This window comes from Streptomyces sp. NPDC003393, assembly GCF_053589015.1.
Genome location: NZ_JBSFRB010000023.1, coordinates 23,289 through 47,827 on the forward strand (window position 1 = coordinate 23,289; position 24,539 = coordinate 47,827).

22 protein-coding genes and 1 pseudogene are annotated in these 24,539 nt (G+C 70.4%); 10 read left to right on the forward strand and 13 right to left on the reverse strand.

Features of this window, described 5'->3' with window-relative positions; all coding sequences use genetic code 11:
• Nucleotides 1-192: 192 nt before the first annotated feature.
• Together ACWDUZ_RS22075 and ACWDUZ_RS22080 are read right to left on the reverse strand one after the other, a co-directional pair.
• Nucleotides 193-2,391, reverse strand: a complete 2,199-nt coding sequence (locus ACWDUZ_RS22075) for an FUSC family protein (protein ID WP_451633501.1) — start codon at nt 2,389-2,391, stop codon at nt 193-195.
• An 85-nt stretch (nt 2,392-2,476) separates the two neighbouring features.
• Nucleotides 2,477-3,103: a cysteine hydrolase family protein gene (locus ACWDUZ_RS22080; protein WP_451633502.1), complete on the reverse strand. Its 627-nt coding sequence runs from the start codon at nt 3,101-3,103 to the stop codon at nt 2,477-2,479.
• Between the two features lie 213 nt (nt 3,104-3,316).
• On the opposite strand from ACWDUZ_RS22080, the gene ACWDUZ_RS22085 reads away from it, so the two are divergent.
• The 3 genes from ACWDUZ_RS22085 (at nt 3,317) to ACWDUZ_RS22095 (ending at nt 7,731) form a co-directional block, all read left to right on the forward strand.
• Nucleotides 3,317-3,799 carry an ATP-binding protein gene (locus tag ACWDUZ_RS22085; RefSeq protein WP_451633503.1) on the forward strand — a complete coding sequence of 161 codons (483 nt, stop codon included), beginning with the start codon at nt 3,317-3,319 and terminating at the stop codon, nt 3,797-3,799.
• A gap of 213 nt (nt 3,800-4,012) precedes the next feature.
• Nucleotides 4,013-5,941, forward strand: a complete 1,929-nt coding sequence (locus tag ACWDUZ_RS22090; RefSeq protein WP_451633504.1) for a maleylacetate reductase and hydroxyquinol 1,2-dioxygenase domain-containing protein — start codon at nt 4,013-4,015, stop codon at nt 5,939-5,941.
• A 17-nt stretch (nt 5,942-5,958) separates the two neighbouring features.
• Nucleotides 5,959-7,731, forward strand: coding sequence for an FAD-dependent oxidoreductase (locus ACWDUZ_RS22095; RefSeq protein ID WP_451633505.1), 1,773 nt, complete (start codon nt 5,959-5,961; stop codon nt 7,729-7,731).
• Here the strand turns inward: ACWDUZ_RS22095 and ACWDUZ_RS22100 are convergent.
• The 4 genes from ACWDUZ_RS22100 to ACWDUZ_RS22115 form a co-directional block, all read right to left on the reverse strand.
• Nucleotides 7,728-8,642: a helix-turn-helix domain-containing protein gene (locus ACWDUZ_RS22100; RefSeq protein ID WP_451633506.1), complete on the reverse strand. Its 915-nt coding sequence runs from the start codon at nt 8,640-8,642 to the stop codon at nt 7,728-7,730. The two genes, ACWDUZ_RS22095 and ACWDUZ_RS22100, sit on opposite strands and share 4 nt — an antisense overlap.
• A gap of 241 nt (nt 8,643-8,883) precedes the next feature.
• Nucleotides 8,884-9,579, reverse strand: coding sequence for a 3-oxoacid CoA-transferase subunit B (locus tag ACWDUZ_RS22105; RefSeq protein WP_451633507.1), 696 nt, complete (start codon nt 9,577-9,579; stop codon nt 8,884-8,886).
• Nucleotides 9,576-10,271 (reverse strand): 3-oxoacid CoA-transferase subunit A, encoded by a 696-nt coding sequence (locus ACWDUZ_RS22110; protein ID WP_451633508.1) that lies wholly within the window; start codon nt 10,269-10,271, stop codon nt 9,576-9,578. The genes ACWDUZ_RS22105 and ACWDUZ_RS22110 overlap by 4 nt, the downstream gene beginning before the upstream one ends.
• Entirely contained in the window at nt 10,268-11,464 is a 1,197-nt protein-coding gene (locus ACWDUZ_RS22115; RefSeq protein WP_451633509.1) for a thiolase family protein, read from the reverse strand. Before ACWDUZ_RS22115 ends, ACWDUZ_RS22110 begins: the two co-directional genes overlap by 4 nt.
• Before the next feature lie 71 nt (nt 11,465-11,535).
• Here ACWDUZ_RS22115 and ACWDUZ_RS22120 point away from each other — a divergent pair, with 71 nt between their 5' ends.
• Complete coding sequence (locus ACWDUZ_RS22120; RefSeq protein ID WP_451633510.1) at nt 11,536-12,417, forward strand: LysR family transcriptional regulator; 882 nt, start codon at nt 11,536-11,538, stop codon at nt 12,415-12,417.
• Nucleotides 12,418-12,766: 349 nt separating this feature from the next.
• On the opposite strand, the gene ACWDUZ_RS22125 is transcribed toward ACWDUZ_RS22120, so the two are convergent.
• Nucleotides 12,767-13,231: a DUF417 family protein gene (locus ACWDUZ_RS22125; RefSeq protein WP_451633511.1), complete on the reverse strand. Its 465-nt coding sequence runs from the start codon at nt 13,229-13,231 to the stop codon at nt 12,767-12,769.
• Nucleotides 13,232-13,719: 488 nt separating this feature from the next.
• On the reverse strand, nt 13,720-14,205 hold the full coding sequence (locus ACWDUZ_RS22130) for a hypothetical protein (RefSeq protein ID WP_451633512.1): 486 nt from the start codon (nt 14,203-14,205) through the stop codon (nt 13,720-13,722).
• Here ACWDUZ_RS22130 and ACWDUZ_RS22135 point away from each other — a divergent pair.
• Together ACWDUZ_RS22135 and ACWDUZ_RS22140 are read left to right on the forward strand one after the other, a co-directional pair.
• Complete coding sequence (locus tag ACWDUZ_RS22135) at nt 14,183-14,830, forward strand: RraA family protein (RefSeq protein ID WP_451633513.1); 648 nt, start codon at nt 14,183-14,185, stop codon at nt 14,828-14,830. The two genes, ACWDUZ_RS22130 and ACWDUZ_RS22135, sit on opposite strands and share 23 nt — an antisense overlap.
• Nucleotides 14,831-15,233: 403 nt before the next feature.
• A complete protein-coding gene (locus ACWDUZ_RS22140) occupies nt 15,234-15,623 on the forward strand; it encodes a hypothetical protein (RefSeq protein WP_451633514.1) in 390 nt (129 codons plus the stop codon).
• Between the two features lie 193 nt (nt 15,624-15,816).
• On the opposite strand, the gene ACWDUZ_RS22145 is transcribed toward ACWDUZ_RS22140, so the two are convergent.
• Together ACWDUZ_RS22145 and ACWDUZ_RS22150 are read right to left on the reverse strand one after the other, a co-directional pair.
• Nucleotides 15,817-16,716 (reverse strand): GNAT family N-acetyltransferase, encoded by a 900-nt coding sequence (locus tag ACWDUZ_RS22145; RefSeq protein WP_451633515.1) that lies wholly within the window; start codon nt 16,714-16,716, stop codon nt 15,817-15,819.
• A 226-nt stretch (nt 16,717-16,942) separates the two neighbouring features.
• A pseudogene (locus ACWDUZ_RS22150) lies at nt 16,943-17,230 on the reverse strand (helix-turn-helix domain-containing protein); the annotation flags it as partial.
• A 170-nt stretch (nt 17,231-17,400) separates the two neighbouring features.
• Here ACWDUZ_RS22150 and ACWDUZ_RS22155 point away from each other — a divergent pair.
• Entirely contained in the window at nt 17,401-18,351 is a 951-nt protein-coding gene (locus ACWDUZ_RS22155) for an NADP-dependent oxidoreductase (RefSeq protein WP_451633516.1), read from the forward strand.
• Between the two features lie 203 nt (nt 18,352-18,554).
• Here the strand turns inward: ACWDUZ_RS22155 and ACWDUZ_RS22160 are convergent, their stop codons facing one another.
• Together ACWDUZ_RS22160 and ACWDUZ_RS22165 are read right to left on the reverse strand one after the other, a co-directional pair.
• Nucleotides 18,555-18,947: a VOC family protein gene (locus ACWDUZ_RS22160; RefSeq protein ID WP_451633517.1), complete on the reverse strand. Its 393-nt coding sequence runs from the start codon at nt 18,945-18,947 to the stop codon at nt 18,555-18,557.
• The gene (locus tag ACWDUZ_RS22165) at nt 18,944-19,237 is read right to left on the reverse strand and encodes an ArsR/SmtB family transcription factor (RefSeq protein ID WP_451633518.1); all 294 of its coding nucleotides are present in this window, start codon (nt 19,235-19,237) and stop codon (nt 18,944-18,946) included. The genes ACWDUZ_RS22160 and ACWDUZ_RS22165 overlap by 4 nt, the downstream gene beginning before the upstream one ends.
• A gap of 195 nt (nt 19,238-19,432) precedes the next feature.
• Here ACWDUZ_RS22165 and ACWDUZ_RS22170 point away from each other — a divergent pair, with 195 nt between their 5' ends.
• Nucleotides 19,433-21,226 (forward strand): hydroxysqualene dehydroxylase, encoded by a 1,794-nt coding sequence (locus ACWDUZ_RS22170; protein ID WP_451633519.1) that lies wholly within the window; start codon nt 19,433-19,435, stop codon nt 21,224-21,226.
• 44 nt (nt 21,227-21,270) lie between these two features.
• Here ACWDUZ_RS22170 and ACWDUZ_RS22175 read toward each other — a convergent pair whose 3' ends face one another.
• A complete protein-coding gene (locus ACWDUZ_RS22175) occupies nt 21,271-22,377 on the reverse strand; it encodes a DUF6215 domain-containing protein (RefSeq protein ID WP_451633520.1) in 1,107 nt (368 codons plus the stop codon).
• A 326-nt stretch (nt 22,378-22,703) separates the two neighbouring features.
• On the opposite strand from ACWDUZ_RS22175, the gene ACWDUZ_RS22180 reads away from it, so the two are divergent.
• Both ACWDUZ_RS22180 and ACWDUZ_RS22185 read left to right on the forward strand, forming a co-directional pair.
• On the forward strand, nt 22,704-23,450 hold the full coding sequence (locus ACWDUZ_RS22180; RefSeq protein WP_451633521.1) for a phosphotransferase family protein: 747 nt from the start codon (nt 22,704-22,706) through the stop codon (nt 23,448-23,450).
• Nucleotides 23,451-23,666: 216 nt separating this feature from the next.
• A complete protein-coding gene (locus ACWDUZ_RS22185; RefSeq protein ID WP_451633522.1) occupies nt 23,667-24,491 on the forward strand; it encodes an alpha/beta fold hydrolase in 825 nt (274 codons plus the stop codon).
• Nucleotides 24,492-24,539: the final 48 nt, after the last annotated feature.

The window sequence follows — 24,539 nt, forward strand, 5'->3', positions numbered from 1 at the left end:
CGGTGCGGACGGACGGGGACGACCGACCTGCCGGGCGATTCCGTCGGCCTGGGGAGCGGCGGGGCCTCGGGCGGCCGGCCGGCCGCCGCTCCGCCGGTCACCGGGCGGCGGGAACCGGCTCGTCGCGGCAGGGGACGTCGTCGGCGATCCCCGGGCGAGAACTCCGGCCGCCGGCGCCCCTCTCACGGGTCGTCACGGTTCGTTGCGGACGGGCATGCCGAGCGTGCGAGCCAGGCCGAGTACGCTCTTGTCCACCCGTCGCAGGTGCCGAAGCACCCGCCGCCTCGCGTGCGCGTCCTCGGAACGCGCTCCGCCGGCACCCACCGAAAGGCGGGTGGCAGCCTCGGAGCCGCGGGCGAGCGGGGTGCCGTCGCCGCCTTCGCCGGCGACCTGGACGATCAGGGCCGCGAGGTTGCGGTCGACCCGGCGGGCCTCATCGGCGAGGAACGGATCGGAGGCGATGCCGATGCCGGCCGGCGTCAGTTCGGCGGTGCCGGCCAGGCTGCGGGTGTGCAGGGCCGCGGTCTCGAGCAGCCCCAGCACAGCGAGCGCGGTACGCCGCCGGGACCGCAGCGGGCTGATCGGAGTGATCAGCGGCTGCACCGCCAGGCGCAGGCTGTCCAGGGCCGAATCCAGCGCGCGGGCCGGACCGAACAGATCCCCGACGAGTTCGCCGTCCATACGGGCCAGGGACTGGGAGAGCACCGCGCGCAGCCGCTCCAGCACCTCGTGCAGCAACCGGTCGGTGCGTTCCCGGGTTCCTGCCGGCAGCACCAGCAGCGCCGCGGCCAGTCCGCACGCGATCCCCAGCGCGGTCTCCTCGATCCGGATCACCAGCACTCCGGGGGTGATGGCATGGAGCAGGGTGTACAGCATGCCGATCATCGTGGTGACGAAGAAGGACATCAGCGTGTAGGACACCGCGGCGGTGTAGTACATCCCGAACACGCTCAGGATCGCCAAGGCGAAGGCCGCCCAGGGGTGTCCGCCGATCAGGGCGGAGAGGGCGAGCCCGGTGACGACACCGGCCACCGTGCCGACCAGTCGGCGGTAGCCCCTGACGAGAACCTCCCCGGTCGAGGTGGTGCTGATGAACACCACCCAGCAGGTGAATACCGCCCAGTACCAGCGCTGCGGCGACAGCAGTTCACCGCCGCCGACGGCCAGCGCCGATCCGGTGGCGACCTGGAGCGCGGTCCTGGTGGTGTGACGGACGCGGGTGCGCTCCGGCCACCTCGACACGGTGTCCTTCACCGGGCCCGAACCCTCCGCCTCCGGCTCCTCAATCCGCGCCGCGTCGGAGTCCCGGGGCGCAGGCGTGTGCCCGGCGATGGTCACCCGCAGTCCGGACAGGGCTCCCGCCAACTCCCCGGCGGAGCGGAAGACGTCCCGCATCGCCGGGGACACATCGGACAGGTGCACGTCGTCGCCTTGGCGGAGCCGACGGTCCTCGACCTCGGTACTGCCGGTCCACGCCGACCCCGCCCGACCCGGACCGGCAGCGGCACGCAGCGCACGCAGCCGCGCGGTGAGCGTGGGCAGACTCGCCGCGTCCTGGGCGCCGCGGCCGCCCTCGCCGCGGCGCATCTTCGTCAGGTGCCGACTCAGGGTGTCGACGTCGGAACCGGGCCACAGGAGCCGCATCACGAGAATGGCCAGCCGTTCCACGGCCGTCTCCGCTTCCGCCACCCGGCGCTGGACCGTGACCCCGACGCGCTCGTCCGGGGCCCCGGCTGCCGGCCAGCTCTGGATCAGCAGAGCGCACGTGTGCAGACGGTCCACCTGCCGGCGCAGGTCGCCGACCGCCCGCTCGCGCCGGATCGCCTTCGGATCGCCTTCTGCCACCTCGATCAGCGCGTCCAGCACCATGCCCAGCCGCACCCGGAAGGCACGGTGCAGCCGCGCCAGGGTCCGCTCCGGCGGGGCGCGCAGGAAGGCGAACCGGACCAGCGCCGAGCAGGCGAAGGCCACCAGCACGGCCAGGACCAGGTGCGGCAGTTGTGCCAGGCGGGTTCCGACGAACTGGGTCACGAAGAACAGCTGGAAGGCGAAGACGCCCAGCGTGGTCGCCCGCGGGCCCAGCCGCCGGATGTACAGGGCCGCGAAGATCAGCGCCACGAACACCACGTCTGCCGGCACCCGGTACGGTGCCAGCGCGCTGCCGACCGCCGTGACCGCGAGTGAGACGGGCACCCCGGCCGCCAGGGTCAGCGCCTGCTCGCGCGGTCGGCGCTCGGTGACCGCCACCGTGCTGACCATGGCGGTGAGGGCGCCCGTGACCAGGATCGGCACCGGCGCGTGGAGCGCCGCGAGGGTGCAGAGCGTCAGCAGCACCGCGCAGACCGTACTGAGCGCGGACAGCAGCCGGAGCAGGCCGGGATCGGAGGCCACGAACCGATCCCGGACGCCCGCCGGCCTCACTCCTGCCCGCCGCATGCCTCGGCTTCATCCCCTCACCCGGACCGATGGCCACGTGTCACGCGGCCGGCTCGTCGAGCGAGGCCAGGAAGCCTTCGACGTCGACGACGCGGTGGGAGATCATGGTCAGGCCGCGCATCATCGCCTGGTAGGTGACCAGGCCACCGGGAGCGGCGATGGCGTCGGTGAACGTCGTGACGTGGTAGCCGCGCTCCATCGCGGTGCGGGCCGTCGACTCCACGGCCATGATTCCGGAGACCCCGGCGATGGCCAGGTACTCGACGTTGTGCTGCCGCAGCTGAAACTCCAGGTCGGTGTGGTGGAGCACGTCGAGGCCCTTGTGCGGCGCGAGGACCACTTCGCCCGGCTGGGGAGCCAGGTCCTCGTGGAACTCGGTGTTCCAGGTGCCCGCCTCGAACAGCCGGTTGTCGAACATCTGCCGGTGGATGCCGGAGACGTGCTTCCACGACGAGTAGTCCTCATCGGTGAGGGCGGTCCTCGAGTAGAAGACGGGCACGTCCTTGTGCCGCCGCACCCCGGTGATGAGCCTCTTCAAGTGCTCGATCGTGCCCAGCCGTTCGTACTCCGGGGCGTACACGGAGTACGCCTTGCCGTCCTTGGAGAAGTTCTCGTTGACCAGGTCGACGAGAAGCAGTCCCACCCGACCGCGCTCGTAGTCGCTCACCTCGGTCGTCCTCCTTCGTAGAAGTCGTCATCGGCAACCGGGCCGGCAGCCCAGGGGCCGTTACAGCTATTGATTGTAACGTAACTTCGAGAAGATGTACCCCGCCTGCTGCCGACAACGGCGCGACGGATCCGGACGGGCATCCGGAATACGGAAGGTGTAGTTCATCGTTCAATTAATGTGGGGATCTCCCCGGCGGAAGGAGGCGCGGCGATGACCGCGATCGGCACGGGGCTCTGCGGTGTACAAGCGCCCGGGGAGGGCCACTGCTCCCGGCAGACGCGGCAGCGCGCGGTGCTCACGCTGCCGTCCCGGGCGGCACTGGTGGCGTCGGTCCGCGTCTTCACCGCCGGTGTGCTCGGCCGGTGGGGGATCGGCCCCGAGGAACAGGACTCCGCCGTACTCATCGTCGACGAACTGGCCGCGAACGCGGCCCTGCACGGGTGCGCGGACATGACCCTGAGGCTCGACCTCGACGGCGACACGCTGTGCATCGCCATGACCGATTTCGGCGCGCGTGCTCATGTCGCGGCCCCCGACGTCGCGCCCGACGAACACGGCCGAGGCATCGGGATCGTGGAACACCTGGCCGACCACGTCGAGATCCACCCCCACCGGAACGGGTGCCGCGTGCTCGCCCGGCTGCGCGTCACGCGGATCTCCGGCCCCGAGGGCGAGCCGGACCTGGCGGCGTAGGCACCGGACAGGGCGAGCCGACCTCCCCGCGGCGCGGAACAAGCCCACGGGCGCCGTCCCCGGTGTGCGGCGGGCGGTCCGCCGGCTCCGGCACACGCGCGTGTTTCGTGCAGCCGGACGCGCGCAACGTGCAGGAAACCGGTTGGTCACGTTGCGCATACTCAGGGCTCAGACGACCGACGTACCCCAGCTGACAAGCGGAGGCACAGCCCCATGCGGACGTTCGCCCACACATCCCCGCCCTCGCGCGTGGTCTTCGGTGCCGGCACGGTGAGCCGGCTGCGCCAGGAGGTGGAGCGGCTCGGCTGCTCCCGGATTCTGCTGCTGTCCGGCCCATCCGTGGCGGAAGCCGCCGCGCGGGTCCGTGAGGCGCTCGGTGACCTGCTGGCGGCGGAGTTCGACGGCGCGGCGATGCACACCCCGGTGGAGGTGACCGAGCAGGCGCTGCACCTGCTCACGGACGCCGCGGCCGACGGCATCGTCGCCGTCGGGGGCGGCTCGACGACCGGCCTGTCCAAGGCGCTGGCCCTGCGCACGGACCTTCCCCAGGTGATCCTGCCGACCACCTACGCCGGTTCCGAGGTGACCCCCGTCCTCGGCGAGACCCGGGACGGACGCAAGGTCACCCAGTCCTCCCCGGCGATCCTGCCCGAAACCGTCGTCTACGACGTCGACTTCACCCTCACGCTGCCCCTGCCCCTGACGGTCACCAGCGGCGTCAACGCCCTTGCGCACGCCGTGGAGGCGCTGTACTCCCCGGACGCCGACCCGGTCACCGACCAGCGGGCCCTGGACGCGGTGTCCCGCATCGCGCGGGGGCTGCCCCGGCTGGCCGCCGACCCCGCCGACCAGGAGGCGCGGTCCGATCTGCTGTACGCGGCCTGGCTCGCCGGGACCTGTCTCGCCACGGTCGGCATGGGTCTGCACCACAAGCTGTGCCACACCCTCGGCGGCAGCTTCGACCTGCCGCACGCCCAGACGCACACCGTCGTGCTCCCGCACGCCATGGCCTACAACGCGCCCGCGGCACCCGACGTGATGCGCCGCATCGCCGAGGCGCTGGGCGTGCCCGACGCCCCGAGCGGCGTCTACGACCTGGTCGCCTCCCTCGGCGGCCCGACCTCGCTGCGCGAACTCGGGATGCCGGAGAGCGGCCTGGCCCGCGCGGCGGAACTGGCCACCGCGACGCCGTACCCGAATCCGCGCGAGGTGACCACCGAGGGCATCGCCCGGCTGCTGGACGGAGCCTGGCAGGGACGCCGCCCCCAGGGCCCGCCGACGACGGAGTCGAAGCTGGCCCGGCTCACCGAGGAAGTGGTGGCCAGCTTCGCGCAGGCCCCGGACCCGCGCGTCCGCGCGCTGCTGAGCGACCTCGTCCGGCGCCTGCACGCCTTCGTCGCGGACAACGACGTCACCGACGCCGAATGGCAGTACGCCATCGACTTCCTCACCCGCACCGGGCAGATCTGCAGCCCGACCCGCCAGGAGTTCGTCCTGCTGTCGGACACCCTCGGCATCTCCAGCGCGGTGGACCTGCTCACCAACTCCCGCACGCCCGACACCACCCCGTCCGCGGTGCTCGGCCCCTTCTACGTGGAGGGTCCGCCCGAGGCCGCGCACGGCAGCGACATCTCCGGGGGGCTGCACGGCACCCCGCTGTGGGTGGACGTACAGGTCACGGACACCGACGGCGCGCCGGTCAAGGACGCCGTGGTGGACGTGTGGCAGTCCAACGAGGACGGCTTCTACGACGTCCAACTCCCCGACCTGGACGGGCCGGTGCTGCGCGCCCGGCTGCGCAGCGACGCCGAGGGACGGATCACCTTCTGGTCCATCCTGCCCTCGCACTACCCGATCCCCGGGGACGGGCCGGTCGGGCAGATGCTCGACGCGGTGGGACGCCACCCCTACCGGGCGCCCCACCTGCACTTCATGTTCGACGCGCCGGGCCACCGCCGGCTCGTCACCCAGCTGTTCGTGGCCGGCGGGGCCTACCTGGACAGCGACACCGTCTTCGGCGTCAAGGACGAACTCGTCGTCGACTTCACCCCGCAGACCGGCCCCACCCCCGACGGCCGACCGCTCGACGGCGCATGGTGCCGTCTCGACTACACCTTCCGTCTCGCCCCCCTGGCCGGATGACCTAGGAGCGCCCAACCATGACGACCACCGACGCGCACCACGCGTACGACACCGACGTCCTCGTCGTCGGCAGCGGCCCCGCCGGCGGCTCGGCCGCACTCCTGCTGGCCACCTACGGCATCCGCACCTTGCTGGTGACGAAGTACGGGTGGCTGGCGAACACGCCCCGCGCGCACATCACCAACCAGCGCACCATGGAGGTTCTCCGTGATCTGGGCGTCGAGTCCGAGGCGATGACGTTCGGCAGCCCGTCCCACCTGATGGGGGACACCGTGCTGTGCACGTCGCTCACCGGAGACGAGATCGGGCGCATCCGCAGCTGGGGCACGGGCCCGGCGACGGCCACCGAGTACGTGTCGAAGAGCCCGTGCGAGATGATCGACCTGCCGCAGACCTACCTGGAGCCGATCCTGGTGAGCAACGCGGCGGCTCGCGGCGCCAAGGTCCGCTTCGACACCGAGTTCCTGCGCTTCACCCAGGACGAGGACGGCGTCACCGCCGTACTGCGCGACCGGGTCCGCGGCGACGAGTTCACCGTACGGGCCCGCTACCTGATCGGCGCGGACGGCGGACGCAGCGCGGTCGCCGAGCAGCTCGGCCTGCCCTTCGCCGGGCGCATGGCCAAGGCAGGCAGCATGAACATCGTCTTCAAGGCCGACCTCACCCGGTACTGCGCCCACCGGCCGAGCGTCCTGTACTGGGTGCTACGGCCGGGGGCGGAGACCGGCGGCATCGGCATGGGTCTGGTCCGCATGGTCCGCCCGTGGAACGAGTGGCTGCTGGTGTGGGGTTACGACATCGAGCGGCCGCCACCCCAGGTCGACGACGAGACCGCGCGGAGCATCGTGCGCGACCTCGTGGGCGATCCGGACCTGCCGGTGGAGATCACGTCGACCTCGCTGTGGACCGTCAACCACGCCTACGCGACGCAGTACTCCTCCGGACGGGTCTTCTGCGCCGGTGACGCCGTGCACCGCCACCCGCCGTCCAACGGGCTGGGCTCCAACACCTCCGTGCAGGACGCGTACAACCTCGCCTGGAAACTCGCGATGGTGATCCGCGGCGAGGCCGGCCCGGAGCTGCTCGACAGCTACAGCGCCGAACGCGCCCCCGTCGGACGGCAGATCGTCGAGCGGGCCAACCTCAGCCGTGACCAGTTCGGCCCGATCTTCGACACTCTCGGCGTCGGCGCCGGCAGCGACGAGGAGACCATCGCCGAAGGACTCGCGGCGATACGGGCGCGGACGCCCGAGGGCGCCAAGAAGAGACAGCTGCTGAGAGACGCCATCCAGCTCAAGAACTACGAGTTCAACGCGCACGGCGTGGAGATGAACCAGCGCTATGTCTCCTCGGCGGTGCTCCCCGACGACGACAGCGCCGAAGTCTGGGACGAGGACCGGGAACTGGTGCACCGGCCGACGACCCGGCCCGGCGCCAAACTCCCGCACGCCTGGCTCGTCGACGCACGGGGAGAGCGGGTGTCCACGCTGGACCTCGTCGGTGACGGTGTCCTCACGGTGCTGACCGGTCTGTCGGGCGGTGTCTGGGAGACGGCCGCGAGCGCCTGCCGCGACACCCTCGGCGTGCCGCTGCGCGTGGTGCGCGTCGGCGCCGACGACTCCCGCGACCCGTACGGCGAATGGAGCCGGGTCAGCGAGATCGCCGAGGACGGAGTCCTGCTGGTGCGCCCGGACGGCCACGTGGCCTGGCGCCGTGCCACCGCCCCGGACAGCGCGCGGTCGGCGCAGGATGAGCTGGTCGGCGCGCTCCGGCACGTGCTGGCGCGTTAGGGCCCGTCCGGTACGAACGGCGCTTCGCCCGGCCGGTGGCCCTCGGCCCGCCGCAGGGCGGCCGGGGTCGTGCCGAGCCGGGCGCGCATCACCCGGGTCAGGTGCTCCTGGTGGGAGAACCCGCAGGCGAGCGCCACCTCGGCGATGGGTGCCGAGCCGGTGCGCAGCAGCCGGCACGCCCGCTCCAGCCGCAGCCCGAGCAGGAACTGGTGGGGGGACTGTCCGGTCCTCGCCCGGAACTGCCGCGTGAACTGGCTGCCGCTCAGCGACACCGAGGCGGCGAGGTCGGCGATCGGCAGCGGCTCGTCGAGCCGTTCCTCCATCAGCTCGCGTACGGCGTCGAACTGCCGGGCGGACAGTCCGGAAGCCGTGGGGCGGGGAGCCGCGGAAGCGCCGACGCGGTGGCTGCGAACCAGCTGCGCGGCGAGCATCCCCGTCAGCTGGTCGGTGTACGTGCGGGCGGACGGCTCCCAGGAGCGCACCGCCCCCTCCAGCGCGAGCACCAGTTGCTCGGCGAGTGGATCGGTCGTGCCCAGTTCCTCGCAGAGCTCCACGGGCCGTCCGTCGTTCGCGTCGCGCAGCGCCTCGTCCGTGAGATACGCGTGGATCGTGTCCAGCCGGCCGCCGAGCTCGACGGCCAGCGGCCGGCCGGCCGGCTGGACGAAGAGCCCGCCGGCCGGCACGGTCCGCGTCCGCGTGCCCCCGTCCTTTCCGCGGCGCACCGTGACGGGCCCGTTGAGGTGGAGGATCAGCAGGTGGGTCGGCGCCGGATCGAACAGATCACGATAGGGCTGCTCCTGCTGCGTGGAGAGGTACAGCTGCTCCCAGCCGAGCCCCGAGCTGGTGAGTCGCGCCCGTACACCTGGCCGGCGGAGGATGCCGACCGTGTCGGCCGGACCGAGCTCCCTCATGGTGCGACCTCCTCGCAGCCCCGGACGTGGTTGAATTGTAAACCATCGGGGTGGTGCCGGGAAGCGGCCGTTCCACAAGGAACCTCCGACGGGCCCGGCCGCCGGCCTCGGCAGCGACCACCGCGCCGTCCACGACCTCGGCTGACCCGGGTCGTCGGCAAGGTGTCGCCTCCGATGGCCGTCCGAGGCCATCGCCGTGACGGCCACGGCGGCGGGAGCGTCAGGCGCGGACCTGAGGAGGTCAGCGCAGCTCCACGTCGAGGCGCGAGCGCAGCTCGTCGAGGGTGATGCCGTAGGTCTCCAGCACGTGGACGCCGTCGGGCCGCAGATCGAAGGTGGCGACCTCGGTGTAGATGCGGCTGACGCAGCCGACGCCGGTGAGCGGGTAGGTGCACTGCGGGACCAGTTTGGGTGCGCCGGACTTCGTGAAGAGCGTCATCATCACGTAGACGTCCTTGGCCCCGATGGCCAGGTCCATCGCGCCGCCCACGGCGGGAATGTCGCCGGGCCTGCCGGTGTGCCAGTTGGCCAGGTCGCCGTGGGTGGAGACCTGGTAGGCGCCCAGCACGCAGACGTCGAGGTGGCCGCCGCGCATCATGGCGAAGGAGTCGGCGTGGTGGAAGTACGCCGCCCCCGGGAGCTCGGTGACCGGGACCTTGCCGGCGTTGGTGAGGTCGGGGTCGATCTGGGTGCCTTCGGCCTTCGGCCCCATGCCGAGCATGCCGTTCTCGGTGTGGAGGACGACGCCGAGCTCCTCGGGCAGATGGTCGGCGATCTTGGTGGGCTGGCCGATGCCGAGGTTGACGAACGCGCCGGCCGGGATGTCCCGTGCGATCACGGCGGCCACCTCGTCCATGCTGAGCGGATGACCGACGGTCATCGGCGCCTCGCCGGCGGACACCGAACCTGTCGCCGCGGTGGTGGTGTCGGTGGTCATCGTGCCCCCTGGACGGTGTAGTGGCGGGCCTCGACCGGGACGATGCGGTCGACGTATATGGACGGCGTGACGACCGCCTCGGGGTCGAGCGCGCCGAGCGGGACGACCTCGTCGACCTGGACGATCGTGGTGGTGGCGGCGGTCGCCATCACCGGGCCGAAGTTGCGGGCGGTCTTGCGGTAGACGAGGTTGCCCATCGGGTCCGCCCGGTGCGCGGCGATGAGGGCGTAGTCGCCCTTGATCGGATACTCCAGCAGGTAGTCGCGTCCGTCGATGGTGCGCACCTCCTTGCCCTCGGCGAGCGGGGTGCCGACCGCGGTCGGGCAGTAGAACGCGCCGATCCCGGCGCCGGCCGCTCGCATCCGCTCGGCGAGATTGCCCTGGGGCACCACCTCGAGCTCGATCTTCCCCTCGCGGTAGAGCGCGTCGAAGACATAGGAGTCGACCTGGCGCGGGAAGGAGCACAACACCTTGCGGACCCGGCCGGCGGCGAGCAGCGCCGCCAGTCCGACGTCGCCGTTTCCGGCATTGTTGGACACGATCGTGAGATCCTTCGCGCCCTGCCGGATGAGCGCGTCGATGAGGTCGAACGGCATCCCGGCCAGGCCGAAGCCGCCGACCAGCACGGTGGAGCCGTCCTCGATCCCGGCGACGGCCTCGTCGGTCGAATCCAGCACTGCGGTGCGGCTCACTTCGCCACCTCCAGGTTCTCCAGGACGATGGCCAGCCCCTGGCCGACGCCGATGCAGATCGCGGCCACGCCGTACCTCTCGCGGCGCTCCTTCAGGACCCCGGCCAGGGTTCCGAGGATCCGGCCGCCGGAGGCGCCCAGCGGGTGCCCGATCGCGATGGCCCCGCCACGCTGGTTGACGATCCCGGGATCCCGCAGGCCGTCCTTGAGCCAGGCGTCGACGCAGGCCAGTGACTGGACTGCGAACGCCTCGTTGAGCTCGACCGCGCCGACCTGGTCCCAGGTGATCCCGGCACGGGCCAGCGCCCGGTTGGCGGCCTCGACCGGGGCGTAGCCGAATTCCCGCGGGTCCAGCGCCATCGCGCCTCTGCCGAGGATCCGGCCGAGCGGGTCGTGGCCGATGGTCGTCGCCGCCGCCTCGCTGCCGAGGAGCACCGCGGAGCCACCGTCGGAGAGCGGCGAGGCGTTGCCGGCGGTGATGGTGCCGTCCGGGCGGAAGGCCGGCTTGAGCCTGGCGAGCTTCTCGGTGCTGGAGTCCGCGCGGATGCCCTCGTCGCGGGTCAGGTCCCCGACCGGGGTGACCAGAGCGTCGTAGAAGCCGTCCTCCCAGGCCTGGTGCGCGAGGCGGTGAGAGCGGACGGCGAACTCGTCCTGGCGCTCGCGGGAGATGCCGAAGCGTTCCTGGAGCTGCTCGTTGCACTCTCCCAGCGAGATGGTCCATTCCTTCGGCATCCGCGGGTTGACCAGCCGCCAGCCCAAGGTCGTCGACACCGCGGTGACGTCGCGCGCCGGGAAGGCCCGCGACGGCTTGGGCAGCACCCACGGCGCCCGCGTCATCGACTCGACACCGCCCACGAGAACGACGTCGGCGTCGCCCGTCTCGATCGTGCGGGAACCGGCCATCGCCGCGTCCAGGCTCGAGCCGCACAGCCGGTTGACCGTCGTGCCGGGCACGCTGGTCGGCAGACCGGCCAGCAGGGCGGCCATCCGGCCGACGTTGCGGTTCTCCTCGCCGGCGCCGTTGGCGTTGCCCCAGACGACCTCGTCGATCGCGGCCGGATCCAGCGAGGGCGCCTGCGCGAGCACACCCTTGATCGCGGCAGCGGCCAGATCGTCGGGCCGGACCTCGGCCAGCGCGCCGTTGAACTTACCGAACGGTGTCCGCGTGGTGGCGTAGAGGAATGCACTGTCCATGCACTCGACGCTAGACGGCACCGCCGATACTGTGAAGTATCAATATCGACGTCGATTGATACGCTGGAACTATGGATCTGCGCCAGCTCCGCTACTTCGTCGCCGTCGCGGAAGAGCGCCATTTCAAGCGTGCGGCCGAGCGGCTCCACATGGCACAGCCGCCGCTCTCGCAGGCGATCCGGCAGCTCGAGGGCGAGCTCGGCGTCGCGTTGTTCCACCGCACCACACGCCGGGTCGACCTCACCGACGCCGGCCGTGCCTACCTGGACCGGGTACGGGCGATCCTCGCCGAGGTCGACGAGGCCGCCCACCACGCCCGCCGGGTCGCCGCCGGTGCGGTCGGCCATCTCACCCTCGGCTGTGTCGGCTCGGCGACGTACAGCCTGCTGCCGGCGCTGTCGCGCCACCTCGCCACCGAACTGCCGGGCATCGACTTCTCCTTCCGCGGGGAGATGCTCGCCCCGGCTCAGGTGGAGGCGCTGCGCAGCGGCGCGATCGACGTGGCCCTGCTGCGCCCGCCCGCGGCCGACCCGTCCCTCGCCGTCCACACCCTGCGCCGGGACCGCCTCGTGGTGGCACTCCCGGCCGAGCATCCCCTTGCGGCGAAGACCCGGGTGCGCGCCGCCGACCTTGCCGGCCTTGACCTGATCATGCACTCGGCGGACCGTCACTCGGTGATGCACGACGTCGTGCTCGGCGTCCTCCGAGAGGTCGGCGTCGAGCCGCACATCCGGCACGAGGTCGGAGAGACCTCGACGCTCATCACCCTCGTCGCCGGCGGCCTCGGAGTCGCGGTCGTGCCCGAGCCGGTGACCGCGCTCGCGCTCGACGGTGTCGCCTACCGGCCCTTGGTGCGCCCGGCGGCTTCGATCGAACTGGCCGTCGCCCACCGCGCCGACCGCGACGAACCCCATCTGACTCGCACGGTCGAGGTCATTCGCGAGCTCTTCTGAACGGCCGGCGGACGTCGGCCTTCGGCAGGCACCGGTGGGAGACGCCGCAGACAGGTTCTGCTCGGCACCCTGGCCGCCTCGAACTCCCGCGTCACCGTCGACCGCACTTCGCGACCGTTTCACGCCGATGATGCGGCGGCGCTGTGGTGCTCGGCCGGCAGCTGCGACAGACGGGATCCGGTCGATGTGTCTCTTCGTCGATAATCACGATGACCGATGACCGATGACCGATGACCGATGACCGATGACCGATGACCGATGACCGATGACGCTGACGAGCGGTGTCTTCTCCCGCGGCAGTGAGCCACGCCTCACCGCAATGGGCGCACGCTGTCATCCACCGGCGCGGCTATCGGATCCGGTTGAGCGAGTCCGCAGCGGTGATCATGGATGCTCCGAGAAGCACGATGTCCTTGATGAGGAATTGCCCCGCAGGCGACAGTTTGGGCTCTCGCCCCCGCTCCCGCACGTGCCATGCTTCCGGGGTGGTGGCCAGGAAACTGAGTGTGACGGCAAACATGCCGGAGGCGAGCAGACTACCGGTTGCCGAAACCCGCGGCGCCCAACGCCCGGTCGACACCATCCCGCCGATGGCGATCTCGGTGAGACCGATGGCCCTGGCGAGCTTCTCCTCGCCAAGCATTTTCAGTGGTTTCCTGAGCAGTGGGCTTGCGACAACCACAGCACGGATGTTTTCGACTTCGTAGGATTCGAATTTCAGCCGTCCGATGCTGAGGAGGTTCAGCGCGAGTCCGTACCGGGCCGCGGTCATCCCTCCGGAGCTCAGTCCGCGGGCCGTGGGGCGCATGGCCATGGAGATCTCCTCTCGCCTCTCACAGTTCCCCGAGAGTCTGGTCGTAGGTGCCCGTTTCGCCAGGCTCGCTCCCCTCCACGGCTCGTCGTGCCGGGAACGCCCACGCGCACAGCGTGATCTGCTGACTATCATGCCAAGGACTGGTCCAACCGGCATGACGGCGGACTACTCTCCGTAGTCATGACTGCACATCCCTAGCCGGGAAGGGGAAAAGCGGCTCGCCCTCATCCGTCCAATTGACGAGACCGTGACTGTGCGGTGAGGCGGCCGAGGCGCTTGGCGCAGCAGACGGCGGCGCGAGTCCTGGAAAGGCTCCGTGCCGGAGGCCATTACAGGGATCCAGAGACAGCAAATTCACGAGGTAATTCGAGGAAGAAGGGACCTGGCTCGGTTTGAGTTCCCCAGGTATTGCTCCGGACGAGGTGCAGGTGGTGCAGCTCCTGGTGTCGCCAGTGCACAGGTACTCCGGACGGCCCGCCCAGGGGCCGTCAGCGGACGCCGTCGGCGGGCTGGTGGAGCAGATCCATGTACGCCGCCGGCTCGGAATCGTCGGCGACCGGTACTTCGCCCAGCCGGCGCACCGGGACGCGGCCGTGACCATCATGGCGGAAGAGAACCTGCCCACGGACATCGATCCTGCCGTCGATCTCCGACAGACGCGACGGAACATCCTGCTTCGAGGCGTCGACATCGACGCCTACGTCGGTTGGATCGTAGAGCTCGACACCGGCGACGGCCCCATCGCTCTCGCCGTCAACCGCGCCGCCCATCCGTGCGCGTGGATGAACACTGTCATCGGACCCGGCGCGCATCGCGCGCTGCGCGGGAAGGGAGGCGTGAGGTGCACGCCGCTGTCGGACGGCGTGCTCCATGTCGGCAGGGCGAGTTTCCGCGTGGTCGGGCCGCGCGAAGACCGCCGGTGATCCAGGCGTACATGACGGAAAGAAACCGATGAAGAACAGCAGTCTGGCCATGAGAGCCGCCCGCCTCGGATGCGCCACGCTCGTCGACGCCATGGGCCGGGTCTACAGCCACCGGGCTCACATTCCCGCCATGGCGAGCCCCGATCCCCTTCGCCCCCTCTTCGGGCGTGCGGCCACCATCTCCTTCCTGCCGTACCGGGAGGATCTGACAGAAACGGGCCACGACTTCAAGTACTACTTCTACGGAGCGCTGGGGGAAGGGGCCGCCGCGGAACACGTACTCGTACTTTCCAGCGGTGGCTACTCCGACGTGTCGCACGGCGGGGGCACCAAGCTCGCAAGGGCGGACAGCATCGGGTTGGCGGGCGTACTGGCGGACGGCCGCCTCCGGGACTTCGACCAGCTGCGCGACTACGGTTTCGCCACGTGGTGCACCGGCGAGGCGGTCCGCTGGGGCGGGGACACGGTCATGCCCCACACGTTCGGCGTGGCCGTCGAGATCTCCGGCGTGTGCGTGAACCCGGGCGACTACGTCTACATGGACAGCGCAGGCGGTGTCGTGATCCCTCCAGCGAGCCTGCGGCAGGTCCTGGCCGTCGCGGAGGACATCGTGGCCGAGGAAGCCGCGGCTGCCAGGGACATCAGGGCTGAGAACAAGCCGAGACAGCTGAAGTGACTTCGAAGACCGTGTTGCGGGTGCGGTACGGGCCGGCCACCCGAGGACGGTGTTCGACAGGGTTGTGCCGGCGCGTTGAACCTTGCAGGGACCGCGTGAGCAATTGCCGGAAGGTGGCAGAGTTCAGCGGAGTCCTGCTGCCGGAAGTCGGCCCTCACATCAGGACGCCAGGTACGTATGCTCGCTCGAGCAGTCTTCATCGAGTGCGTTCGGCCCGCGGATCGAGATGACGGTCCGGAACGGTTGTGGGGGATGACGGGTCACGAAGGAGAGGCTGGCGCCACGCGCCGCCGACCTCACGCCGATCACCGTTTCGCCGATGTCAACGGCGCGAGCACCCTACGGCCGGGGCTCTCGGTCATAGGACACCACGTCGTGTTTCACCGCAGGAGGAGCCGCGAACATGCCCGACCACTTGACCACTGACGACTGGTGGCTCATCGCGGCAGGCGCCACCGTGGTCTACATGGTCACCATGTACTGGTGCATGCCGACACCCAAGGCGAAGCGGCGCATGGTGATCGCCCCGCTGGTCGGCTGGATGTTCCTGTTCCCCAATGCCGCGATAAAAGGCTATTCCGTCTCGCACACCCTGTATTTCTACAGTTGTGCCCTGGTGATGTTCGTCGTCATGCTGGCCCCGGTCGCGAAAAAGGTCGCATCCGACATTGCGGAACAAGAGGCGAAACCTTGGGAAAAGGTGCCTCTCAATACTTTTTCCTTGTACTGGATGGCCGGATCGGCCACGGCTTGCATCGTGGGAGTGGTCTACCTCTGGCCGTTGCTCACCTGATACTCCAGCTGTAGATCGTGATCCTGCTGGCTGAGGCCGGTCCGAGACCGGGTGCGTCCACCGGGACCACCGTGAGTTGTGTGGACTGACCACGAGACGGTGGCCGCCGGCCACAGCAGAGATCCAGCACGTCAAGGACAAGGGATCCGGGCCCGTTCTCGGGCCCGGATCCCTCACCGCGTGTTACCCGTCGCTAGGCCGCTTGGCGCGCCGGGTGGAAGTTGATGCGTTCGCTGACGACGGGGAAGCCGGCCTTGGCGAAGTTCGCGGCCATGGGGAAGTTGCCCTGGTCGGTCCCTCCGGTGACGAACTCTGCGCCCTCCTCGACGAGGAAGTGGGTGCACTCCGCGAGGAGATCGTAGGCGTAGCCGTGACCCCGCTGTTCCGGGACGACTCCGATGAAGCCGATGGTCGGGCCGGAGGGGTTGTGGGCTGGGATGTGGATGCCGGCCAGGTCGCCCTCCGGCGTGTGCGCGATCTGCCACCACTCCCGTGGGGAGGGGCACCAGTGGAAGAAGTCGAGTTCCTCCTGGGCGGCCTGGTCGAGGCCGCCCTCCTTGACGGCCTTGAGCGCGTGGGCGTCCAGGGTGACGGAGTGGATGCGGCGCAATGCGTCGAAGAACACGGTGTCGTCGGGTTCGGCGCTGAAGCGCAGGCGTCCCGGCCGCTCGGGCAGACCCTGCTCCGGGGTCCAGCGGTACAGGAAACGTTCCACCAGGAGTTCGTACCCGGCGGCTCGGGCGGCGGCGAAGCGTGTCTCTGCGGCAGAGCGCAGGTCGGGCTTGTCCCGCCAGCCGGCAGGCAGATTGATCTCGAGTTCGACCTGCCAGGGCGCGGAGCGCAGGAGCTCGGCCCCCGCCTTGGCCTCGCCCTCGGCCACATCGAACCAGTTGATGTTGATGGGCTCCGAGTCGTCGGGGCCGCCCCACCATGCGCCGCGTGCGACGACCTCGCCGTCGCGCAGAGCGACGCGCATCCAGTCGGGGCGGAATCGGGTACGCCGATGGCCTTCACGGGCGCCCAGTGGGTCGGGAAGTTCGTCGAAGAGACGGGCGTCGCTCGCGGTGAGCGCACGGATGACCGGATCGGTCATGGATTCCTCCGGGATACAGGCTGCTTGGAGCGCTCCCGGTCAGAAGTGACGAACCACGCCGGGACAGCGGAAAGGGGAGCGCTGGAAAGGTGTGAACCGCACGGCACTCGCCTCCTTCCATCCATCTCAGGGCGTGTAGCCACACAGTACGTGATCTTTCGCGGGCCCGTCCATGGATTTCCGCGACCCTTGGAAGACGCCCCTGTCAATCGCTCCGGCTGTTCCGAGCCTCGCGGGAGAGGTAGGCACGCTCGTCGTGATCGAGCCGGAGGGCGTCTGCGAGCGCGTCCAGGACGGAGGCGGAGACACGGCGCGTGCGTCCCTGTTCGAGCCGGACGACGTAGTCGAAGCTCAGGTGTGCCAGTTGGGCCAGCCCCTCGCGGCGCAGACCAGCCACGCGACGCAAGCCGTCACCGGGCGCCAGGCCGGCTCGGCGCGGGTCGAGCGCGGCACGGCGGGCACGCAGGAACTGACCCAGATCGTTGCCGTCAGTGTCTCCGCTCCGCTCACCCATGCCCCCCGTTTCACACCGGGGAGGGGTGGGGTGCCTGGTACCGGATTCCATAGGGACGTCCCTCCCTGGCGCCCGGTATCCGTCGGTGTGAGGCTCGGTGCCGTGGTCCCCCGGTGGCCACCAGGTCCGCGGTCCCGCGACCTGCCGATCGACACCACGGAGATGCGGCCATGCGAGCTGTCGGGTTCACGGAATTCGGAGGCCCGGAGGTGATGCGGGTACTGGATCTGCCGGAACCGCACGCGGGTCCGGGCCAGGTACGGATCAGGGTCGGAGCGGCGGACATCAACCCGTCCGACATCGCCTTTCGGTCCGGCACCATACGCAAGCTCATGCCCGAGGCGTTCCCGGCGTCCGACGCGTACGTCGTCGGGTGGGACGCCGCAGGCGTGATCGACGAGGTCGGCGAAAACGTTCGCCCGGAATTGACCGTCGGGACCAGTACGCTCGCACTCGTCGTCCCGCGGTTGACGCTCGGTGCGCAGGCGGAGTACGTGGTGGCCGCCGCGGAGTCCGTCGTGCGGGCGCCGCGGGGCGTGGCGCCGGCCGCAGCCTCCACCCTACTGATGAACGGGGTGTCCGCGTGGCATGCTGTGGAACTGCTGGAGGTCGCGCCGGGCGCGACCGTCGCGGTGATCGGAGCGGCCGGAGCGGTCGGCGGGTACGTGGTGCAGTTGGCCAAGGCCGCGGGGCTGACCGTGATCGCGGATGCGGCCGAACGCGATCGTGACCTCGTTGCCGCTCTGGGCGCGGACCACCTGGTGCCACGGGGAGACGGGTTCGTCGACGCCGTTCGGCGCCTGCGGCCGGACGGCGTGGCCGGGCTGATCGACACGGCCCAGTTCACCGGGGCCTCCGGCGCCGCGGTCCGAGACGGGGGCGTGATCGCCACCCTGCGCCCGGCAGTCGACACCGAGACCGGCCGCGAACTGCGCTCGCGCGTGGTGAACGTCGTCGAGCACTCGGGCGACACCAGCGTCCTGACCACGCTGCGCGATCACGTGGAGTCAGGGGTTCTGACGCTTCGCGTCGCAGCCACCTTCGCCCCCGAAGAAGCCGCGCAGGCACATGCGTTCATGGAGGCGGGAGGCGTACGGGGCCGCCCCGTACTCGTCTTCTGACCGAGTTGAGCAGGTCCCGGCCCTTCTGCCGGCAAGGCACCCTCAACTGTGGGGTCGGCGCTCGGCGTCGGCCCCTCATCCGGTGGAGCTCCCTCGCCACTCCTCATCCGGTGATGCGCCCTCGCCGCCCCTCACGTCGAACCTGCCGCGTGATCGGCAAGGCCCCCGGAATCCGCCCGCCCAGCGTCGCCCGGGCTCTTTCATCAGGCGTTGTGGTGCACGATCTGGATGAGGTTGCCGCAGGTGTCGTCGAAGACGGCCGTGGTGACCGGGCCCATGTCGGCCGGCTCCTGTGTGAAGATCACGCCCTTCTCGCGGAGGCGCGCCGTCTCCTCGTGCACGTCCTCGACCTCGAAGGAGGTGGCCGGGATGCCGTCCTTGACCAGTGCTTCCTTGTAGGGCGGGACGGCGGGGTGGCCGGACGGTTCCAGGAGCAGCTCGGGGCCCGCCGGGTTCTCGGGCGATACGACGGTCAGCCACCGGGCGCCGCCGCCGAGGGGGACGTCGTTCTTCTTCCCGAAGCCGAGCACGTCGGTGTAGAAGCGCTCGGCCTTGTTCTGGTCGTCGACGAACACGTGGGCGACGTAGATTTTCATTTTCTGGTCTCCGGTTCCTGCGGCTTGAGCCAGCGCGAGACGATCTGCTCGAGCGGTTCGGTGGTGAGGTTGTGGAACTTGTGGCGGCCCTCGCGCCGTGTCGTCACCAGCCCCGCGGCCTCCAGCACGGCGAGGTGCTGGCTGACGGCCTGACGTGACAGTCCCAGCCCGTGCTTCATGGTGAGCCGCGCGCAGATTTCGAAGAGGGTCTGCCCGTTCCGCTCCGTCAGCTCGTCGAGGATCGTTCTGCGGGTCGGGTCGGACAGCGCCTTGAACACATCGTCCGGCACGCCCCCACCATAGGCAAGTCATCACTTGCCTATCAAGCCGGGGGAGGGGTGAGTCTCCGTTCGGGCATCGCCGCGGATCACGAAGACCAGGTCGGCAACCACTCCCGGACGAATCCCGCACCTTTGTGAGGATGCCGTGGGCGACCGAACGGTGACCTGTCGCCGCGTCTCCGCTCTGCCTACCCTCCCGTATCCATGACAACAGAACACCAGGGAACAACCCGCAGACGCCTCCTGACGGGTGCCGGCGGCGCGGTGGGCGCGCTCGCGTTATGGCCGGGGGCCGCCGCTGCCGCAACCGCCACCGGCAAGCGCGTCGCCGTCCTCGGCGGCGGCGTCTCCGGACTCAGCGCCGCCCAGGAACTCGCCGAACGCGGCTACGCCGTCACCGTCTACGAGTACTACGACGTCCTGGGCGGCAAGGCCCGCTCGATGGACGTCCCCCACACCGGCACGGGCGGCCGCAGTCCCCTGCCCGGCGAACACGGCTTCCGCTTCTTCCCGGGCTTCTACCGGAACCTGCCGGACACCATGCGCCGCATCCCCTTCCCGGGCAACGCGGGCGGCGTCCACGACAACCTGCACGGCGGCACCGAGGCGCTCTTCGCCCGCGAGGCGGGCCGCCCGGACCTCCACTTCCCCCTCAGGCGGGCCACCACCCCGCCCGCGCCCGGCGACATCACCCCGTCCTGGATCCGCGACCAGATCCTCTCCGTCCTCGACCTGGGCAGCCGGCTGCCCGCGTACGAGGCCGCCTACTTCGCCGACCGTGTCCTCGTCCATCTCACCAGCTGTGACGCGCGCCGCGAAGACCAGTGGGAGAAGACCTCCTGGTGGGAGTTCATCCGTGCCGAGCGGATGAGCGAGGAGTACCGGACGCTCCTCGGGATCGGGCAGACCCGCAACCTCGTCGCCACCCGCGCCCAGGTCGCCTCCACGCGCACCGTCGGCCGCGTCATCATCGAGGCGCTGCTGCTGTGGGGGCTGCTCGGCCGTGGCATGGACGGCGACGCGGACATCGACCGGGTGCTCAACGCGCCCACGAGCGAGGCGTGGATCGACCCCTGGTCCGCGCATCTGCGCACCTTGGGCGTCCGGTTCGTGCTCGGCACGCAGGTGCGGGAGGTGCTGTACGCGGGCGGGCGCGTCACCGGCGTGAGGGTCTCCGCCCGTGACGGGAGCGACGAACGTACCGTCACCGCCGACCACTACGTCAGCGCCATGCCCGTCGAGCACGCCCGACGCACCTGGGGCGTCGCCCTCCGTGCGGCCGACCCGCAACTCGCCCGGTGCGACGCGTTGCGGACGGACTGGATGACCGGTGTGCAGTTCTACCTCCGCACGCCGACCCCCGTCGTCCACGGGCACATCAACTGCCTCGACTCACCCTGGTCGGTGACGGCGATCGGGCAGGCGCAGTTCTGGGACGTACGGAACTTCTCGGACGACTACGGCGACGGACGCGCCCACGACTGCCTGTCCGCGATCGTCTCGGAGTGGGACCGGCCGGGCATCCTGTACGGCAAGACGGCCCGGGAGTGCACGCGTGAGGAGATCGTCGAGGAGTGCTGGGCGCAACTGAAGGACGCCCTGAACGACCCCGGCAAGACGACGCTGACGGACGCGGACCGGCTCGGCTGGTTCATGGACCCGGCCGTGACAGGGCTCGGCGGCCCCGACCCGCAGAACCGTGAGCAGCTGCTGATCCACCCCACGGGAACGCTCTACAACCGCCCGTCGGCGAAGACCGCCGTACCGAACTTCTTCCTCGCCGGAGACTACGTCCGCACCGACGTGGACCTGGCGACGATGGAAGGCGCCAACGAGTCGGCGCGACGGGCCGTCAACGCGCTGCTCGACGAGGACGGCTCGAACGCCGAACGGTGCCGTATCTGGGAGCTGTACCGTCCCCGGGAACTGGAGCCCCTCAAGCGCATCGACGAAGTGCGTTACCGGCTCGGCCTGCCCAACACCTTCGACCTGGGCTGAGGAGGAAGGCCGCTGCCGCCGGACCGGCAGCGGCCTTACGGGCCCTATCGGGTCGCGGCATCCAATCGAGCGGGTCGTTCGGGGATCGTCGGAATGACCTTCTCGGCGATGGCGGTGAGACGGCTGTCGTCCGGGAGCGCTCCGGTCTCGCTCCACACGGTGATGTCGTAGTAGCCGCCCCGGTCCTTCCGGTCGAGGGCAACGGTCAGCGTCCTGGCGAGGGGGCCCTGTTCGACCGGCCCGCCGCTACCGCCGGTCGCGTCGGCCCCGAACCTGATCTCGATCTTCATGGTGTGGTCCGAGGACAGGATGGCGGGCCGGCCGAGGACGGTGAGCGTCCGGACGTCCTGCTCGTCCCCGTACTTCATCAGCTTCACGTACTGGGCGGTCGTCAGTTCGTTGTACGTGGCCGAGAGGTTCACGGTGTACGTGCCGAACGCGACCTTGGCCTCCGGGAGGGCGATCTTCCCGTTGGTGAGGGGAGCGGTGCCGCTGGTGCCCGAGACCGTGTCCGGGATCTCACCGGGCGTACCGAGGAGCTGGGCCAGGTCGGGCCGGTTGAGCGCCTTGCACAGCTCGTCGCCGGTCACGGCCCGGGAGTTCCGGCGGTAGGCCTGGGGCAGCTCCTCGTGTTCCCCGCTCGGGCACGAGGCGGGCTTCGGCGCGCCGGCGGCGGACGTCATCGTGTCCGGAAGCAGCCATACCGCGGCCCCGATCGCCGCGAACACGGCCACGGCCGCGCCGGCCTGGAGCCACATGTTGGGCTCCTTCTCCGGAACGGTCCTCGCCGGAACGGCCTGCTCCGCAACGGTTCTCGCCGCAGTGGCCTTGTCCGAAGCGGCCGGGTCCGGGTGAGGCCCGGCTTCCCCGGGAACCTGAATCTGCGTCCCGGCGGCATGGCCCCCTGCCGCGCCCGCGGTGTCCACGTGTGTCGCCGCGGGGCCCCGGTTCCGGCGTGCGCGCAGCGCACGGACCACCACAGTGACGCGGATCGCCGTGAACACGAGGAACACGGTGCCGAGACCGATAGCGACCCACTCGTGGTCCTGGACCCCGAGATACATGATGCGTACGCCGAGTACGGACCCGAGCACGATGAGCAGCGGCTCGCGGACCCAGAAGGGCAGGAGCCGGATGAGAAAACCGAGCATTCCCCGATCTGATCATGACAAGATCACATACGCCATGGTGGAAGCCATAATTCCGTAAAAAGGCTTGCCTGCACCGGATCCGGCGGTGGCCGCGATCGCCGTGGCGTGACGCCGTCGCCGTGGCCATTGCGCTCGGCCCCCCGGCCGGAGTCGAGGTCGTCACCGAGGCTTCGCGCCGGGCGCTGCTCGGCCTCCGCCCCGACCCCTCGTCCACGCCGACATCGCACGGCGCACAGCATCTCGGCGTCAGTCACGGGCGTTCGCCGCGTAACGGCCCGTGAAAAACCCGGCGACGTCGGCGAACATCGCCGGGATACTGCTCACCCATGGATGGGGTCGAAGTCGTCGTCGCTCATTCCGAGCGCGCGACTCTGCGCGTCGGCGACGTGTTCCTGAAGGTCGACCCCGATCAGGCGCGCATTGATGTCGAGGTCGAGGCGATGTCCCTCGCGCCGGTCCCGACCCCGCAGGTGCTGTGGCGCAAGCCGCCCGTTCTCGCGACCGCCGCACTCCCGGGCACGACGCTCGGGCGTCTCGGCGGGCCGTCGACCGGGTCGCCGACGGCGTGGGCCGCGGCGGGCGCCGCCATCCGGAAACTGCACGACGCACCGCTGCCGCCCCGGCCGGGCCGGGCCGGCCGGAACATCGTGGCGCTGGCGGCGGAACTCGACGACGAGTGCGAGTCGCTCGTGAGGAACGGCGTCCTGCCCGCCGACCTGGTCACCCGAAACCGCCGGGTCGCCGAGGCCGCCCTCCGGCCCTGGACGCCCGCGTTCACGCACGGCGATCTGCAGATCGACCACGTTTTCGTCGACGGCGACGAGGTCACGGGCATCATCGACTGGTCCGAAGCGGGCCAGGGTGACGCGCTGTACGACCTCGCCACCTTCACGCTCGGGCACGAGGAGCACCTCGACGACGTCATCGCCGGCTACGGCAGCGACATCGACCTGGAGGTGATCCACGCCTGGTGGTCGTTGCGAAGCCTGCTGAACGTTCGCTGGCTGCTCGAGCACGGCTTCGACGCCTTCGCGCCGGGCTGTGAGGTCGACGTGCTGAGATCCCGGATGTGAGGCCGCGCGTGACGTATCGCTCCGTATGCGTTCCGGCGCATCGAGCGGGCCTTCCCCAGGGGGCGCATCGCCGCCCTCAAGAGCCGCACAGGCATCGTGGCCTCCCGCGGTTGGTCACGCGCAGGTCAGCGCTCGAGCGCCAGGCGATGACGGAGCTCACCGCCTACCCTGACCACCGCCGACACGCACCCGCCCGACACCTTCGAGGGGGGCCGAATGACCTGGTCCGAGCGCACCGTTGTCCGCGACGGCGTACGCATCTCCTGTCGCGACTGGGTCGGAGCGGGGCGCCCCGTTGTCCTGCTGCACGGACTGGCCGGCCATGCGGGCGAATGGGTCGCGATCGCACGGCAGTTGAGCCCCCGGCACCGTGTCGTCGCACTGGACCAGCGTGGCCACGGTGCCGGCGAGCGGCGCCCTGACGACCGCTCGCGCGCCGCATACGTCGCCGACGTCATCGCGGTCCTCGATCAACTGCGCCGCCGGCAGGCTGTCCTGATCGGCCAGTCGCTCGGCGGCCACACCGCCATGCTCACCGCCGCCGCGCATCCCGACCGTGTCCACGCGCTCGTGCTCGTCGAGGCCGGACCGGGCGGGGCGAGTCCGAATGTTCCCGCTGAGATCGGCAGGTGGCTCGACTCGTGGCCGGTCCCGTTCCCGTCGAGGCAGGCCGCAGCGACGTTCTTCGGTGGCGGCCCGGTCGGCGAGGGCTGGGCCGCCGGACTGGAGGAACGTGATGGCGCATGGTGGCCGCGTTTCGACCGCGACGTGATGGTCGACTCCCTGGCCGAGAACGCCCGGCGTTCCTACTGGGACGAGTGGGCCGGCCTCACCTGCCCGACGCTGGCCGTGTTCGGGCAAGGCGGCATCATCGCCCCGGAGGACTGCGACAGGATGCTCCAGCAACGGCCCGAGACGGTCGCCCTGAGCGTCCCCGGGGCCGGGCACGACCTCCATCTGGAACGACCCGACGTCCTGGAGGAGGCGCTCGAACGGTTCCTGCGGGACACCGGCGAGTGCCCGGACGCCGAGAGAACCTGACGCCCGGGCGGCGCACACGTCAGTGATCTGTCACTTCCGCGCGTCCGG

Excerpts from the sequence above, each read along its gene's own strand:
- ACWDUZ_RS22140 (WP_451633514.1), top strand. The coding sequence starts at position 15,234 with ATGCCCGACCACTTGACCACTGACGACTGGTGGCTCATCGCGGCAGGC.
- ACWDUZ_RS22100 (WP_451633506.1), bottom strand. The coding sequence starts at position 8,642 with ATGAGGGAGCTCGGTCCGGCCGACACGGTCGGCATCCTCCGCCGGCCA.
- ACWDUZ_RS22115 (WP_451633509.1), bottom strand. The coding sequence starts at position 11,464 with ATGGACAGTGCATTCCTCTACGCCACCACGCGGACACCGTTCGGTAAG.
- ACWDUZ_RS22135 (WP_451633513.1), top strand. The coding sequence starts at position 14,183 with ATGAAGAACAGCAGTCTGGCCATGAGAGCCGCCCGCCTCGGATGCGCC.
- ACWDUZ_RS22090 (WP_451633504.1), top strand. The coding sequence starts at position 4,013 with ATGCGGACGTTCGCCCACACATCCCCGCCCTCGCGCGTGGTCTTCGGT.
- ACWDUZ_RS22185 (WP_451633522.1), top strand. The coding sequence starts at position 23,667 with ATGACCTGGTCCGAGCGCACCGTTGTCCGCGACGGCGTACGCATCTCC.
- ACWDUZ_RS22180 (WP_451633521.1), top strand. The coding sequence starts at position 22,704 with ATGGATGGGGTCGAAGTCGTCGTCGCTCATTCCGAGCGCGCGACTCTG.
- ACWDUZ_RS22125 (WP_451633511.1), bottom strand. The coding sequence starts at position 13,231 with ATGGCCATGCGCCCCACGGCCCGCGGACTGAGCTCCGGAGGGATGACC.
- ACWDUZ_RS22155 (WP_451633516.1), top strand. The coding sequence starts at position 17,401 with ATGCGAGCTGTCGGGTTCACGGAATTCGGAGGCCCGGAGGTGATGCGG.
- ACWDUZ_RS22175 (WP_451633520.1), bottom strand. The coding sequence starts at position 22,377 with ATGCTCGGTTTTCTCATCCGGCTCCTGCCCTTCTGGGTCCGCGAGCCG.
- ACWDUZ_RS22130 (WP_451633512.1), bottom strand. The coding sequence starts at position 14,205 with ATGGCCAGACTGCTGTTCTTCATCGGTTTCTTTCCGTCATGTACGCCT.
- ACWDUZ_RS22170 (WP_451633519.1), top strand. The coding sequence starts at position 19,433 with ATGACAACAGAACACCAGGGAACAACCCGCAGACGCCTCCTGACGGGT.
- ACWDUZ_RS22145 (WP_451633515.1), bottom strand. The coding sequence starts at position 16,716 with ATGACCGATCCGGTCATCCGTGCGCTCACCGCGAGCGACGCCCGTCTC.
- ACWDUZ_RS22160 (WP_451633517.1), bottom strand. The coding sequence starts at position 18,947 with ATGAAAATCTACGTCGCCCACGTGTTCGTCGACGACCAGAACAAGGCC.
- ACWDUZ_RS22105 (WP_451633507.1), bottom strand. The coding sequence starts at position 9,579 with ATGACCACCGACACCACCACCGCGGCGACAGGTTCGGTGTCCGCCGGC.
- ACWDUZ_RS22085 (WP_451633503.1), top strand. The coding sequence starts at position 3,317 with ATGACCGCGATCGGCACGGGGCTCTGCGGTGTACAAGCGCCCGGGGAG.
- ACWDUZ_RS22120 (WP_451633510.1), top strand. The coding sequence starts at position 11,536 with ATGGATCTGCGCCAGCTCCGCTACTTCGTCGCCGTCGCGGAAGAGCGC.
- ACWDUZ_RS22095 (WP_451633505.1), top strand. The coding sequence starts at position 5,959 with ATGACGACCACCGACGCGCACCACGCGTACGACACCGACGTCCTCGTC.